Origin of the sequence: Streptomyces sp. NPDC087310 (assembly GCF_044744405.1) — a bacterium.
Lineage (GTDB): Bacteria > Actinomycetota > Actinomycetes > Streptomycetales > Streptomycetaceae > Streptomyces.
In genome coordinates, this window is sequence record NZ_JBIUYF010000001.1 from 744,836 (window position 1) to 758,632 (window position 13,797).

The window sequence follows — 13,797 nt, forward strand, 5'->3', positions numbered from 1 at the left end:
TTCACCATCTCACTGGTACCTCGCGCAAGCCGCCGACCATCAGGCCCTCAAGCTTGGGCAGTTCTTCCACCGTGACAGCGAGGTGCAGCGTGGGCAGCCGGCGCAGCAGTACGTCCAGGACGGCCTGCAACTCGGTGCGGGCCAGCGCCTGCCCCAGGCACGAGTGTGCTCCGGTGCCGAACGCCAGATGGACGTTGGGGGTGCGGCCGAGCTCCATCTCCTCGGCGTGGTCGAAGGCCCGCTCGTCCCGGTTGGCCGCGCTCATGTTGCACATCACGGTGGTACCGCGCGGCACCAGAACCCCGCCGATCTCGGTGTCCTCGCCAATGTATCGCGGCAGGCCGAGTCCCCCGCTGGCGTCCAGCCGCAGCGCCTCCTCCACCGCCGAGCGCACCAGCGACCGGTCGGCGAGCAACTGCTCCCACAGGCGCCGGTCGCCCAGCAGCATGGCGACCATCTTGCCGATCTGGTTGGCCGTCGTCTCGTGTCCGGCGAGCAGCAGCCCCAGTCCGGTGGCGACCAGTTCCTTGTCGGACATCCGGTAGCCGTCGGCGCCGGTGGCCACGATCAGCTCGCTGAGCAGGTCGTCGGTCGGTTCGGCCCGTTTGGCGGCGACATGGCCCGCCATGTAGTCGGAGAACTCGCGGTGCGCCGTCTCGACCTCCTCGTCCGTGTAGCGGGTGAGGTTGAGCAGCGAGTCGGACCAGTGGGAGAACCTGTCGCGGTCCGCCTCGGGCACCCCGAGCAGGTCGCAGATCACCCATACCGGCAGCGGGAAGCCCAGCGCGGCCTTCAGGTCGGCGGGCCGGCCGCTGGCCACCATCTCGTCGATGAGCCGGTCGGCCATCGCCTCGATACCGGGGCGGAGCGCGGCCATCCGCTTGGCCGTGAACCACTTCCCGACCAGCCGCCGCCACTGCTGGTGCCCCGCGCCGCTCTGCGGGATCGTGGCCGACATCTCGCTGTTGAAGAGCCCGCCCGACTCGGTGTCGGAGATCCGGGCCGCGTCCGCCGCGTCGAGCTGCCGGCTGAACCGCGGGTCGGACAGCACCTGTTTGACGTCGTCGTACCGCGTCAGCAGCGCCGCCTCGTCCCCGCTGGGCAGCTTCACCCTGGCCACCGGGCACCCCTGCCGCAGCGCCGCCCACTCGGCCGGCGGGTCCAGCGGCGCGTCGTTGGGGATCGGGTACGTGTGAACCTGGTCGGCCTCGCTGTTGCTCATCGTGTCTCCTCGGTCAGGGAAGAACGGTCGGGGGAAGCGCGGTGGGGGAAAGCAGTGGAGGGAAGAGCCGTGGGAGGGGTTCGGAAAGGGTGGGAGGCGATCACCAGGCCACAGGCAGTTCGTACACGCCGTACACGGACCCGTCGTGCTTGAACGGGACCTTCTCGATCTCGCCGGCCAGCCGCAGCCCGGGGATGCGCCGGTAGAGGGTGCTGTACGCGACCTGGAGCTCCATCCGGGCCAGTGTCTGGCCCAGGCACTGGTGCACCCCGAAGCCGAAGGCCAGGTGGCGGCGGGCGTCGCGCCGGAGGTCGAGCCGGTCGGGGTCCTCGAACACGTCGGGGTCCCGGTTGGCGATGTCGTTGGGCGCGATGACCCCCTCGCCCGCGCGGATCACCTCCCCGGCGACCTCGATGTCCTCCAGGGCCACCCGGCGCCGCCCGTTGTGCGTGATGTTGAGGTAACGCAGCAGCTCGTCCACCGCCGAGGCGACCAGCGCCGGATCGTCGGTGTCGCGCAGCAGGGCGAACTGGTCGGGGTTCTCCAGCAGGGCGAGCGTGCCGAGCGCGATCATGTTCGCGGTCGTCTCGTGCCCGGCGATCAGCAGGAGGACGCCCATCTGGGCCACCTCGGCGCGGGTCAGCTCACCGGCCTCGACCTTCGCGACCAGCCCGGACAGCAGGTCGTCGGTGGGGTGGGCGATCTTCTCGCTCATCAGCTCGTCGAGATAGCGGACCAGCGCCCCCGACGCGGCGGCCCGCTCCTCCGGTGTCACGTCCCGGTTGATGAGGACCTTGCTGCTCTCCTGGAAGAACTCGTGGTCGCCGTACGGCACCCCGAGCAGTTCCGAGATCACGAGCGAGGGCAGCGGCAGGGCGAACGCCTGGACGAGGTCGACCGGTGTGGGGCCGGCCAGCAGGCCGTCGATCAGCTCGTCCGTGATCTTCTGTACGGCGGGGCGCATCGCCTCCACGCGCTTGAAGGCGAACGGCGCCGCGACCATCCGCCGCAGCCGGGCGTGCTCGGGGTCGTCCATCAGGATGAACCCGATCGACGCGTTGCCCGTGACGGGGGCGCTGCTCGGGTAGCCGGGCCGGGTGATGTCGGCGCTGAGCCGCGGGTCGCCGAGCAGGGCGCGCTGGTCGGCGTAGCGGGTGACCAGCCACGGTGTGCTGCCGTCCCACAGCCGCACCTTCGCGAGCGGCCCCTCCTGCTGGGCGTCCCGCAGCTCCGGGGGTGGGTCGAACGGGCAGCGCGCGGCCCGTTCCATCGGAAATCCCGGCAGGGCGGCCTGGTGCTCGTCCGACGGGTTCAGCGTGCTGGTCATCGATCCCTCAACTCTCCTCGGAAGCGGTCCTTCCGGTGTGATCAGGCAAGCCCATCCCGTAACCCAAGTCAAGCAAGTGACTTAAATTCGCGCGCGTCACCCGCGCGAACCGGCCACCGGGCGTCGTCCGGGCCGGAGCGGGCACCTGGTGCACGATGGGGCGAGTCCGGCGAGCGCCCCGCCGTGCCGGGCGACCGAGGTCACCGGCGCGGCTTCGGAGACGAGGCGGAGGAGGCAGTCGTGGCCAGGCACGAGGACGGAACGGCCGACGCACCGAACCGGGGGCGGGAGGAGACCGAGGACGAGCGGGCGGACCGGCAGTGGCATGAACTCATCCAGGAGATCAGAGTCACGCAGACCGGCGTGCAGATCCTCTTCGGCTTCCTGCTCACGGTGGTGTTCACCCCGCACTTCCAGGAGTTGGGGGCGACGGACAAGAACACGTACCTCGTCACCGTCGTGTGCGGCGCCCTGGCCACCGGCGCGCTGATCGGCCCGGTCGCGCTGCACCGGATCGTCTCGGGGCGCCGGATCAAACCGCAGGCCGTCGCCTGGGCCTCCCGGCTCACCTTCGCCGGCATAGTGCTTCTCCTCGCGACGCTGACCTGCGCGCTCTTCCTGGTGCTCCGCGTGGCCGGTCATGACCCGTATGTGCCGTGGCTCGTCTCGGGGGTGGTCGCCTGGTATCTGCTCTGCTGGTTCGTCCTGCCGCTCTGGGTCCGCTTCCGCCACACCGCCACCCCGTGAGCGGGGCCGGGAAACCGTGAGCACGGCCGGATAACCGTGGCGCGCCACCGCGGGGACGCGGCCGCCGGACGTCTTCGCCGAAGCGGTGAAGCCGTACATCGAGGCGGGCTTCACGGAGATCGCGCCGATCCAGATCGGCGGCGACCACCGGGACCGTGCTGCCCGCGCTGCGCGCGCTCCGAGGCTGCGGCAGGCGCGGTCGGCACGTCAGCCTGCGATGTGCGCTGCCCGCTCGCGGAGCTCCTGGGCCTCCGGCACTCCGCTGTACCGCCGAAGGCGGACACGCATGTCCTGGAGGGCGGCCCGGACCTTCACCGAGCGGATGCCGTCGGCGCAGTCGAGGAAGGCGCGCCAGGTGGCCATGGCTCCGCCGACGTCGCCTTGGCGGAGGCGGACGCCGCCGAGGTCGGCGAGGACGATGGCGCGGGTGCGGCGGCGGTCGAGGCCGTGGATGTCGAGGGCCAGGTGGAGATGTTCCTCGGCGGCGTCGAGGTCGCCGAGACGGGAGAGGATCATGCCGGATTCGTGGGCCCAGCGGCCGGGTGAGTAGTGGGCGGCCCAGGAGTCACCGCCTGCGGCGGTGGGCTTGCCGATGGCGGTCTCGGACAGGGCGAGGTGCTTGGTGGCCATGCGGCGGTCGTCGTCCTGGGCGGCGGCGTTGGCGAGGGTGGCCTCGTAGTAGGCGACGGCACGCGGGTTGTCGAGGTGGTGCCCGTATTCCACGCAGGCTTCGCCGAGTTGGACGGCCTCGGCCCGGTGGCCGAGGTCGACGCACTGCACGGCGAGGCCGCGGAGCGCGGTCGCCGACAGCTCCGGGTCGCCGGCTTCGGCGGCCAGGCGGAAGGAGTGGGCGTAGTAGCGCTGGGCGAGCCCGCGGAGTTCGGGGGTGTCGCCTTCGTCCTGGGCCATCCAGCCGGCGAGGTGGACGAGCTGGGAGGTGGCGGCGAACAGGTCCCGCCCGGTGGCTTCGGTGAAGCGGCCCTCCAGCCAGGGCGCGACGTCCTGGGTGAGGTAGCGGACGGCCAGGTGGCGGGCGTGCCCGCCACCGAGTTCGGAAGCGGAGTCGCCGAGGGCCTTGACCATGTGGCGTACGGCGGCCACCTCGCCCTGGCCGACGCGGACGGCTCCGGGACGCGCGGTCCCGGTCCGGCGGGTGATGCTGTCCATGTCGGGCAGGCCGAGTGCGGACAGCGCGTATCCGCTGGAGGCAAGGACGAACTCCCGGCGTTCCACGTCGCTCCTTCCCAGGTGCAGGACTGATGCAACGGTATCTGCGTGGAGTGCTGCAGACAGGGGCTCCGGAAGGCTGATCGCCTCGGGGTCCAGCCCCAGCACCTGCGCGATGTAAGGCCACCAGTGGTCGGGGGTGCGCTCGCCCTCGATCCACCGCCGAGCGTGCTGGCGCTGGAGGCGCCGGGGATCGCCGCTTTCCGCCAGGCCGAGGGCGCGTGCCAACTCGGAAGGACCCCAGCCCCGTTCCCGGCACGCCTGCCTGATCAGTTCCGCGACGGCCGGGTTCCTCGGCACCTCGTCACCTTCCCCACCTGGATTACGCGGGATTACGCGGGACTACATCCTGGCCCCTGTCCTGGGAGGGCGAACCGCCGTTCACTGAACATCACCCCGCAGATCTCACCGAATGGCTCGAACAGGCATAGTTCAGGCCCTTTCGGCACCCGCCCGACACGCGAGAGGAACCGACAGTCGCGATGACCGCCGACAGCGCACGGACCCGCACGATCCCGCCTTCGCGAGGGCCTGTTGGTGCTCACCCCCGGCATGATCGAACGCCGCTGGGGCCGGATCGTGAACATCGGCAGCGTCAACGCCCGCGCCGGCCGGACGAACCTCGTCACATACAGCACCGCGAAGGCCGGACTGCTGGGCCTGACCCGCTCCCTCGCCCGCGAACTGGGCCCGTACGGGATCTGCGTCAACACGGTCATGCCCGGCGCCATCCAGGTCAAGGCCGAGAACACGATCCCCGCCGAGCACCGTGCGCGCCCGGAGGACCAGATCAAACGCCAGTGCGTGCCACGCAGGGGCCGCCCCGAAGACGTCGCGGCCCTGGTGGTGTTCCTCGCGGGCCCCTCCGCCTCGTTCATCACTGGGCAATCGGTCCACGTCGACGGCGGCTGGCTGCTGCACTGAGATCGTCAACAAGCAAGGAGACAGACATGATCGAACGAGTCCGCGCCGTCCTCGTCACCGCAGACGACACGATGCTGGTCATCCGCCGCACCCGGCCCGGCATTCCCGAATACTGGGTCCTGCCCGGCGGCGGCGTCGAACCGGGCGACGACTCCCGGGAGGACGCCCTCCACCGGGAGATCCACGAGGAGATCGCGGGGAAGGCCGACATCATCCGCCTCCTCCACACGATGGAGTCCGACGACGAGCGTCAGCTCTTCTACCTCGCTCACATCGCGACCTGGTCCTTCGAGGACCGCACCGGTCCCGAGTTCAGCGCCGGGGGTCGCGGCGCATACGCGCTGGAGGAGATCCCGCTGACCGTGGAGGGGCTCGACGGCATCGACCTCAAGCCCGAGGAGATCGCCCACGTCCTGCGGGTGGCCATCAGCGCCGGAAGCCTCGGAGGCGAGGCATCGCTCTGAGCCTTCGAGCACGGGTCAGCCGGACCAGGTCCAGTCGGCCACCTCGGGCAGGTCCGTGCCGTGCTCGCGGATCCAGGCGTCCCCGGCGCAGGCCAGCACGGCGTCCGGTTCCCGGGAGCCGTCCTCCGTACCGGCCCACGGCCGGACCCCCGCGCCCCGGTGGGTGTGCACGAGGTTGCGTCCGGGGGAGGTCCCCCAGTGACCGAGCAGCCGGGGCTTGGATGTGCTCCGGCGCCAGCGGCTCCAGGAGCAGCGGGTTGGCCATTGTTCCCGGCCTCCGGGACTCCGGCCGATGGCCCCGCTGATGCCTCTCCTGGGGGCACACTGTCCTCGCGCATGCTCATCCCCCGCCGGGGGCCGCGGGCCGGCCGGAAGGCCGCGGTTCGGTTCACGGCCGGTGGAGTCAGGGCTGGTGGAGTGCTTGCCTTCCCGCTGCCGCGGCGGCACCGACCTCGGTGGTCGCGCTCCGGGTGCTCAGTGTGCCGCCGGCGCTCTCCAGGTGCGCGCGGATGAACCACTGGAAGAGTTCGAGGCTGCGCAGGTGCTGGATCAGCAGGTCCTGGGTGACCGGATCCAGCTTGTCGACCGCGTCGACCGCCCGCCGGTGGTCGGCGATGATCCCCGTGTACACGAGGTCCAGCGCCCCGAGATGCTCGATGGCCTCGGCGCGGCCGACGGCGTAGTCGTCCCAACCGCGCTCCCGCACCAGGGCGCCCGGCGTCCCGGCGGGCGAGCCGCCGAGGGTGGAGATCCGTTCGGCGGTCTCGTCGACCATGCCGCGGACGGCGTCCACCTGGGGATCCAGCATCTCGTGCACCGCGATGAAGTGCGGCCCGACGACGTTCCAGTGGACATGCTTGAGGGTCAGGGCGAGATCGTTGAGCGCGTGCAGCCGCACCCTGAGCAACTGGATGGTCTCTCCGCCCTCCGAGGCCGTCATACCCGGCACGGTGTACCGCGGGTCGTTCTCCGGTGACATGAGGTTTCCTTCCGTGTTCGCCCTACTTGGTTCGCCTCATCGGGTACCACCGGCGCGCCCGCCCAAACTCCCTCCCGGTCCCGGCGGGCGCCTCCGCGCGAAGGCGGCACCGGGACCGTCGTCCGGAAAACCCCTGCTCAGCGCCCGAGCGCCCGGGCGAGCTGCTGCTTGGTCATCGAGGAACGGCCCTCGACACCGCGCTTCCTCGCCTCGGCGTAGAGCTGATCCCTCGTGGGGCCCTGGGCCCCGCTGTGCGAACGCTCGCCGCCGCGCCGCGAGGCCGACTTCGGGTCGCGCAGGGACGTCCTGCTCGCGGTCCTGGACTCCCCCGCCCTGGCCCGTTCCTTGTTCACCGTCCGGGCCGCGATCTCCTTCGCACGCCCGGCGGAGGTGCCGCGCTTCTCGGCGCCCTCCTTGATGTGCTCGTACTGGCGCTCGCGCTTGGCGCTGGAACCACTCGGCATGGCACTTCTCCTCACGGTCGGACGGCCCGTGCCCGGGCTCGCCTGTGGGCTGGTCCGGATCCGCCGCGTATCCGCCCCGCGCGGGTCCTCACCTCACGGCCGGCACGGGCGGGGCCCTACGGGATCCTGCCCCCCACTCCACGCGCCCGGCCCCGGATACGCCACAGGGGGACGGCCGGACGAGTCAGGACCGAGGAGTCCCGGGTGCGAGGCAAAGGGACACATTGTGCAAGCGAAGTCACGACTGTCAGGCGCCGCTCCGGGCGCGGCCCTTATCTCTCCCACCGTGGGGGCGACCGCCCACGCCACGCCGGCCCCGGAAAGCGAGGGCACCGTGCAGATCATGGCGGGCATCTGCTCCACCGGGAATTTCTGCATGTTCGACCTCGCCGACTTCAACGCGGGGTCGACCACGAGTACCAATCTTTGGCGCGACATCGTGTACGACGACAACACCTTCGCGGGGAATCACCGGCGGGACGGGAACGGGAGTCTCACCGCCCTGATCATGGACAACGCACCAGCTCGGTGAAGAACCGAGCCGGGTGCTTCGTCTACCTCTACGCGGGGCCGGGACACACCGGCAACGCCATCCGCTACGCGAACGGCGCGGACGACGCCTCCCTGGTGGGCAGCATCGTCGGAGACAACGCGGCGAGCTCGGCCGACTTCTCCTGCTGACAGCGGATTCACCGCTGCTTCATCCGTTTCCTCGGCCTTCATCACCACAGACGGAAAAATGGGGGGGCGCCCGGCCGGGCGGCCATGAAAAAGGGACAAGCTTCCGTGCACTGGAGAACCACCGGGCTCGCGCTGTTCCTCACACTGACGTCCGTGCTGCCCGTGGCGTGCGCTGCCCGGGAAGGCACGGGCGGTCAGCCGCCCCGGCACCCCACGGCCGCGCCCCTGTGGACACAGGCGGCCGGCATGTCCCTGGAGCTGCCCTTCGACGCGTACAAGTGGACCCCGCGCGAGGACTGGTCGCTGGAGAGAGCGCGGCGCGTACTGCTGGAGCACTGCGTCAGGGCCGCCGGCGTCGACTTCACCATGCCGGTGACCACGGCGCGAGAGGCGCCTGCGGCAGGCTACGACAACAGCAGACGGTACGGAGTGACGGACGAGCGCGTGGCGGCACGGTTCGGTTACCACATGCCCGTCACGGAGGACGAGCGGGAACGGCGCAGCGCGGTACGGGAATGGGGCGCGCAGGTCGGCGCCGAGGAGGCGACCGCGCTCTGCGGGCAGGGCGACGGGAACGGCACAGCTGGCTGCTACCGCGAGGCCGACACCGTCCTCAGCGCGGACGTCCCTGAGGCCGACACCGACTGGCTGACCGAGCAAGGCGCCGCCACGCTGCGGCCCAGCGCCGTATCGTCGAGCACAACCCGGAGATGTTCCGTGCCCTCGGCGCCAACAAGGGCGCCCACGTGGAGAACGTACGCGAAGTACTGGCGAAGTGGGACCCGTCGCGGTCCGTCCCGTAGGAGCGGGCTCGAACGGTGCCTCGTCACGCCGTGCGCGGTGGCCGGCGCCCCGGCCGCCGCGCACGGATCGTGCCCGTGGTGTGGCCGTACACACGTGGATCAGTCGTAGAAGCGGGCCGTGGTGGCGCGGGAGTCCGTGGTGAGGAGATAGAACTCCGCCGTTCCGTCGCTGCCGTCGACCCAGGCGGAGATATTCAGCCAGTCGATGCAGCCGCTCCCCGCACGGGTGCCCACACCCACATATTCGTCGGGGTTGTCCGGGTCGTACTCCCACAGTTCAAAGGGGTGCGATGTGGTGCTGCCGGTCGTCACGCAGGTCCTGAAGTTGTTGCCGTGGGACCGTGCCCAACCGGTTCCGTAGACCCCGTTGCCCTCGGAGAGGAAGGGGCCTTCGCCGACGAAGTCCCAACCAGGTCCGAACGTCCCCGGCAGCAGGGCCGATACCGCGCCCGGCGCATGGGCGGACGGGACCGGATTCCGTCCGGACGAGTCACCGGGGTCACCGCTGTGGGCCAGGGCCGGCGCGGTGGCGGACACCATGAGCAGTACCGCCGTCAACGCGCCGGCAGCCAGGACTCCACGCTTGCAGAAATGTCTCATTCCCTATCCTCCGGCGTTCTTGCACGCTCTGCTCTCTGCAGGTGGAATCGATTCTGTGCAAGGCGGACCCAACCCGTCGTTGACGCACAGCCGCTGATTTCTTGATTATCCGTGCACTGTCGGACCGACCGATGATCCGGAATGATCCGAGGGGACAGATGAGAGAGACGGTATTCCGCAGCGACGAAATACCGCGGGCGGGAAGGTTCGACGGTCTCCGTGAACGCATGATCACGCTGGACGCGCCCAGGGACATCAGCACCGACCGCGTGGACGGCTTCTCCGCCGATATGAGGTTCCTGCAGCTCGGCTCCGTCTGTGTCTGGCCCGCGACCATGCGGTCACTGCGTATGCGGCGAACCCCCGGCCTCATCCGGCAGGGCGATCCGGAGCACTACCACGTCACTCTGCTGCTGCAAGGGACCAAGGGGATCGTCCAGCAGGGCCGCGAGGCCGTACTCAGCCCCTACCAACTGCACGTCGTCGACACCTCGCGGCCCTACCTGGCCCACATGGGCGGCCCCGAAGAAGACGCCCGGGTCATCGGCGTCGAATTACCCAAAGCCCTGCTGCCGTTGCCCCTGGACAAGGTCGACCGGCTCGTCGCCCGAAGCCTTCAGGGCCGAGAAGGAGTCGGTGCGCTGTTCACCACGTTCCTCACCCGCCTCGTCCAGGACGCCGGTTCCTACCGGCCCACGGACAGCCCACGGTTGGAAACAGTCCTGACGAACCTGTTCGCCGCTCTCCTCGCCCACGAACTCGACACCGAGGACGCGCTTCCGCCCGAGACCCGTCGGCAAACCCTGACCCTGAGCATCCGGGCATTCATCCGGCAACACCTCCACGACCCCGCCCTGACACCCGACGCCGTAGCCGCGGCGCACCACATCTCAGCCAGCTACCTGCACCGTCTGTTCCAGGGCCAGCACCACACCGTCTCCTCCCTGATCCGCCGGGAGCGCCTCGAACACGCCCGTCGCGACCTGGCCGACCCCGCTCTCCGCGACGAACCCGTCCACCGCATCGGCGCCCGCTGGGGCTTCACCCACCACGCCGTCTTCACGCGCGCGTTCAGCTCCCTGTACGGTCTCCCGCCCCGCGACTACCGCCGACAGGCACTGGGCGCCTGAGACGACGACGCGCGGCACAGTTCCCGAGCCCGGTCGCGGGCCACCGTTCCCCGCTCTCCGGCCCCCGGTGGAGCGTTGTGCAGGGGCCGGCCGTGCGGGATTCACCGGTCAGGGTTACTGGGCGGCAGACGAGTCGGGCTGTACGCCGGATTTTGTCGCCCGGTCGCCTCGCGGCGGCCGGGGAGACGGCCATCCATCTAGGACCGGCGTTGCCGCCGGTCTCGTGCGGTCTACCCGCGGACTCGGGCGGGCAGCCCTCGATCGTCCGCGCAGGGACGCCGTTCCTCGCGGAACGACGGCCCCTCTTGACCTTGCTCCGGGTGGGGTTTACCGAGCCGTCCGAGTCACCCCGGACGCTGGTGGTCTCTTACACCACCGTTTCACCCTTACCTGGGCCGTCCTCTTCAGAAGAGCACAGCCCCGGCGGTCTGTTTTCTGTGGCACTGTCCCGCGGGTCACCCCGGGTGGGCGTTACCCACCACCCTGCCGTGTGGAGTCCGGACGTTCCTCGGCAAGATCGAAGATCTTGACGCGGCCGTCCGCCCGGCTCGTCTGCCGTGCTGGCCATCGTACCCGGCCGGGCCACCACCCGTGGTCCCGGCTTGACCTTGCCGCGACGTCAGGGTTTGTACTGAACCCATGAGAATCGCCGAGATCGCCGCTCTCGTCGGGGTCACCTCCCGTGCGGTGCGCCACTACCACCACGTGGGCCTGCTGCCCGAGCCCACGCGGCGGCCCAACGGTTACCGGGACTACTCGGTACGGGACGCCGTTCTCCTCGCCCGGATCCGGCGGCTGACCGAGCTGGGGCTCTCCCTGGACGAGGTGCGGGACATCCTCGCCGACGACGCCGGGCGCGAACTCACCGAGGTGCTGAGCGAACTGGACGACGATCTCGCCCGGCAGGAGGCGGAGATCCGGGAACGCCGGCGCCGGCTCGCCGAGCTGATGGAGTCGCCGCCGACCGCCGACGGGCCGCTCTCCCCCGGGCTCGCGCGGTTCCTGCACTCCCTGCCCGCCGTCGACTCCCCCGCCGCCGCCACGGACCGCGCGCTGCTCGTCCTGCTCGACCGGTACAGCGAGGAGAGCGGCGACGGCGCGACCGGGGCCGGGGGCGGGAGCACCGGGGGTTTCTACGACGCGCTGCGCACCCTCGCCGCCGCCCCGGAGATCCTCGTCCTCTACCGGCGGCTCGACGAACTCGCCGACGCCCCGCCCGACGATCCCCGGATCGCCCCTCTCGCGGACGATCTGAGCGCGCTCGCCACCGACGAGATCATGGCCGCGCTGCCGGACGGCGACGGCCCGTCCCTCGACGGGTTCGGGGACGCCCTGCTCGCCGAGTACAGCCCGGCCCAGGCCGAGGTCGTACGCCGGACCATGGACGCGCTGGCGCGGCGGGTACGGGAGCGGGCGCAGGAGCGGACGCGGGAGAAGGGGCGGGCGTCGTGAAGCGCGTCGCGTGGTTCGCCGTACCCGTGTGCGAGATCGGCCTGATCGTCTGCCTGCTCGCCGGGGTGTCCCTCCCCACGCCCCTGCTTCTCGCCGCCGAGGCGGTGGTACTCGTCCTCGTCGTCCTGGAGGCGCTGATCCTGCGCCGCCACTACGCCGCGGCGCGGCGCTCCGGCACCGGGCACCGGGACGCGCTGGCCGCGGCCGTCCGCACCGCCGTGCCGACCCCCGTACGGCGGCTGACCGCCCAGGAGATACGGAGCTGGGGCAACCTCGTGCGCTGGGCCGCGCGGCGCACGCACGGGGTGGGCGCGGCCGATCTCCCGGTTCCGTACACCGGACCGCAGACGGCGATGCTCTACGGGCTGCTGTCCGTCGCCGTCGTCGAGACGGTCGCGCTGGCCCTGCTGATCCCCTGGCCGCTGGTGCATCTGATCATGCTGGTGCTGGACGTGTACACGGTGGTGATGGTGCTGGCGCTGCACGCGGGCTGTGTGACGCGGCCCCATGTGGTGGGCGCGGACGGCTCGTTGAGGATCCGTTACGGCACCCTCTTCGACCTGCGGATCCCGGCGGCCGACATCGTCTCCGTACGGGCCGACCGGCGCTTCCCGGACGGCGGGCTCCTCCAGTACGCCCCGGCGCAGGAGGACGGGGACGGGGACAAGGACGGAGGCGGGGTGCTGGATCTCGTCGTGGGCAGCCAGACGACCGTACGGGTGGAGCTGTCGGCGCCCGTCCCCTTCGTACGGCCGCTCGGTGCGACGGGCCGGGCGCGGGTGGTCCGGTTCCACGCCGACCGTCCGGAGGAGTTGGTGAAGGCGGTCAGGGCGGCGCTGCCGCCGGCCCCGGGTGTACGGGGGTGAAGCCCAAGGGCCGGGTTCACCTACGCTGACGCGAGGGCCGCACCCGTCGCCCCGTTCCGTCACGCCCCTCCGAGGAGAACCACCGTGCTCGTGCTGTTGCCGCCGTCGGAAGGAAAGGCCGCTTCCGGGCGCGGCGCTCCGCTGAAGCCGGAGTCGCTGTCGCTGCCCGGTCTGGCCGGGGCGCGCGCCGCCGTACTGGACGAGCTGGTGGAGCTGTGCGCCGCCGACCAGGAGAAGGCGCGCGAGGTACTCGGGCTGAGCGAGGGGCTGCGCGGCGAGATCGCCAAGAACGTGGAGCTGCGCACGGCGGGCACCCGGCCGGCCGGGGAGATCTACACCGGCGTGCTGTACGACGCGCTGGGCCTGGCCACGCTGGACCCGGCCGCGCGCCGGCGGGCGGGGAAGTCGCTGCTGGTCTTCTCCGGGCTGTGGGGCGCGGTACGGATCGGTGACCGTATCCCCTCCTACCGCTGCTCGATGGGGGTCAGGCTGCCGGGGCTGGGCGCGCTGGGCGGGCACTGGCGCACGCCGATGGAGTCGGCGCTGCCGGAGGCGGCGGAGGAGGCCGGGGGCGGACTCGTACTGGATCTGCGGTCGTCGGCGTACGCGACGGCGTGGAAGCCGAAGGGTGAACTGGCGGGCCGTACGGCGACGGTACGGGTGCTGCACGCGCAGACCGATCCGGTGACCGGCGTGGAGAAGCGGTCGGTGGTCAGCCACTTCAACAAGGCGACGAAGGGCCGGCTCGTACGGGATCTGCTGACGGCGGGCGCCCGGCCGAAGGATCCCGCGCACCTGGTGAAGACGGTGCGGGAGCTGGGGTACGTGGTGGAGGCGACGGCCCCGGCGCGGGCGGGGCGGCCCTGGGCGCTGGATGTCGTCGTCACGGAGATCCACTGACGGGGGCCCGG

17 protein-coding genes and 1 other RNA gene are annotated in these 13,797 nt (G+C 71.1%); 10 read left to right on the forward strand and 8 right to left on the reverse strand.

What is annotated here, in order from left to right:
• Position 1 precedes the first annotated feature (1 nt).
• On the reverse strand, positions 2-1,222 hold the full coding sequence (locus ACIO3P_RS02885) for a cytochrome P450 (protein WP_329827388.1): 1,221 nt from the start codon (positions 1,220-1,222) through the stop codon (positions 2-4).
• Positions 1,223-1,322: 100 nt separating this feature from the next.
• Positions 1,323-2,549: a cytochrome P450 gene (locus ACIO3P_RS02890; RefSeq protein WP_329827387.1), complete on the reverse strand. Its 1,227-nt coding sequence runs from the start codon at positions 2,547-2,549 to the stop codon at positions 1,323-1,325.
• A 240-nt stretch (positions 2,550-2,789) separates the two neighbouring features.
• On the opposite strand from ACIO3P_RS02890, the gene ACIO3P_RS02895 reads away from it, so the two are divergent.
• Entirely contained in the window at positions 2,790-3,296 is a 507-nt protein-coding gene (locus tag ACIO3P_RS02895) for a DUF6328 family protein (RefSeq protein ID WP_329827386.1), read from the forward strand.
• A 207-nt stretch (positions 3,297-3,503) separates the two neighbouring features.
• On the opposite strand, the gene ACIO3P_RS02900 is transcribed toward ACIO3P_RS02895, so the two are convergent.
• Positions 3,504-4,823 carry a tetratricopeptide repeat protein gene (locus ACIO3P_RS02900; protein ID WP_401850516.1) on the reverse strand — a complete coding sequence of 440 codons (1,320 nt, stop codon included), beginning with the start codon at positions 4,821-4,823 and terminating at the stop codon, positions 3,504-3,506.
• Positions 4,824-5,060: 237 nt separating this feature from the next.
• On the opposite strand from ACIO3P_RS02900, the gene ACIO3P_RS02905 reads away from it, so the two are divergent.
• Both ACIO3P_RS02905 and ACIO3P_RS02910 read left to right on the forward strand, forming a co-directional pair.
• Positions 5,061-5,447: an SDR family oxidoreductase gene (locus ACIO3P_RS02905; RefSeq protein WP_401850874.1), complete on the forward strand. Its 387-nt coding sequence runs from the start codon at positions 5,061-5,063 to the stop codon at positions 5,445-5,447.
• 26 nt (positions 5,448-5,473) lie between these two features.
• Positions 5,474-5,911, forward strand: coding sequence for an NUDIX domain-containing protein (locus ACIO3P_RS02910; protein ID WP_401850518.1), 438 nt, complete (start codon positions 5,474-5,476; stop codon positions 5,909-5,911).
• A 15-nt stretch (positions 5,912-5,926) separates the two neighbouring features.
• Here ACIO3P_RS02910 and ACIO3P_RS02915 read toward each other — a convergent pair whose 3' ends face one another.
• From ACIO3P_RS02915 to ACIO3P_RS02925, 3 genes are all read right to left on the reverse strand, one after another.
• Positions 5,927-6,082, reverse strand: coding sequence for a hypothetical protein (locus ACIO3P_RS02915; RefSeq protein ID WP_401850911.1), 156 nt, complete (start codon positions 6,080-6,082; stop codon positions 5,927-5,929).
• A 232-nt stretch (positions 6,083-6,314) separates the two neighbouring features.
• Positions 6,315-6,890 (reverse strand): DNA starvation/stationary phase protection protein, encoded by a 576-nt coding sequence (locus ACIO3P_RS02920; protein ID WP_329827383.1) that lies wholly within the window; start codon positions 6,888-6,890, stop codon positions 6,315-6,317.
• Between the two features lie 137 nt (positions 6,891-7,027).
• Positions 7,028-7,354: a plasmid stabilization protein gene (locus ACIO3P_RS02925; protein ID WP_401850520.1), complete on the reverse strand. Its 327-nt coding sequence runs from the start codon at positions 7,352-7,354 to the stop codon at positions 7,028-7,030.
• Positions 7,355-7,640: 286 nt separating this feature from the next.
• On the opposite strand from ACIO3P_RS02925, the gene ACIO3P_RS02930 reads away from it, so the two are divergent.
• The 3 genes from ACIO3P_RS02930 (at position 7,641) to ACIO3P_RS02940 (ending at position 8,947) form a co-directional block, all read left to right on the forward strand.
• Positions 7,641-7,886, forward strand: a complete 246-nt coding sequence (locus tag ACIO3P_RS02930; RefSeq protein WP_401850522.1) for a hypothetical protein — start codon at positions 7,641-7,643, stop codon at positions 7,884-7,886.
• Positions 7,883-8,035 carry a hypothetical protein gene (locus ACIO3P_RS02935; RefSeq protein WP_401850524.1) on the forward strand — a complete coding sequence of 51 codons (153 nt, stop codon included), beginning with the start codon at positions 7,883-7,885 and terminating at the stop codon, positions 8,033-8,035. The genes ACIO3P_RS02930 and ACIO3P_RS02935 overlap by 4 nt, the downstream gene beginning before the upstream one ends.
• A 105-nt stretch (positions 8,036-8,140) precedes the next feature.
• Positions 8,141-8,947 (forward strand): hypothetical protein, encoded by an 807-nt coding sequence (locus ACIO3P_RS02940; RefSeq protein ID WP_401850525.1) that lies wholly within the window; start codon positions 8,141-8,143, stop codon positions 8,945-8,947.
• Here the strand turns inward: ACIO3P_RS02940 and ACIO3P_RS02945 are convergent.
• Entirely contained in the window at positions 8,938-9,438 is a 501-nt protein-coding gene (locus ACIO3P_RS02945) for a hypothetical protein (RefSeq protein ID WP_401850527.1), read from the reverse strand. The two genes, ACIO3P_RS02940 and ACIO3P_RS02945, sit on opposite strands and share 10 nt — an antisense overlap.
• 158 nt (positions 9,439-9,596) lie before the next feature.
• On the opposite strand from ACIO3P_RS02945, the gene ACIO3P_RS02950 reads away from it, so the two are divergent.
• Complete coding sequence (locus ACIO3P_RS02950; RefSeq protein ID WP_401850529.1) at positions 9,597-10,568, forward strand: helix-turn-helix domain-containing protein; 972 nt, start codon at positions 9,597-9,599, stop codon at positions 10,566-10,568.
• 125 nt (positions 10,569-10,693) lie between these two features.
• Here ACIO3P_RS02950 and rnpB read toward each other — a convergent pair.
• Positions 10,694-11,119: RNase P RNA component class A (gene rnpB, locus ACIO3P_RS02955), an RNA gene on the reverse strand.
• 88 nt (positions 11,120-11,207) lie between these two features.
• On the opposite strand from rnpB, the gene ACIO3P_RS02960 reads away from it, so the two are divergent.
• From ACIO3P_RS02960 to yaaA, 3 genes are all read left to right on the forward strand, one after another.
• A complete protein-coding gene (locus tag ACIO3P_RS02960) occupies positions 11,208-12,020 on the forward strand; it encodes a MerR family transcriptional regulator (RefSeq protein WP_401850530.1) in 813 nt (270 codons plus the stop codon).
• The gene (locus ACIO3P_RS02965) at positions 12,017-12,886 is read left to right on the forward strand and encodes a hypothetical protein (RefSeq protein ID WP_329827375.1); all 870 of its coding nucleotides are present in this window, start codon (positions 12,017-12,019) and stop codon (positions 12,884-12,886) included. Before ACIO3P_RS02960 ends, ACIO3P_RS02965 begins: the two co-directional genes overlap by 4 nt.
• A gap of 84 nt (positions 12,887-12,970) precedes the next feature.
• Positions 12,971-13,786, forward strand: coding sequence for a peroxide stress protein YaaA (yaaA, locus tag ACIO3P_RS02970; protein ID WP_401850532.1), 816 nt, complete (start codon positions 12,971-12,973; stop codon positions 13,784-13,786).
• Positions 13,787-13,797 lie beyond the last annotated feature (11 nt).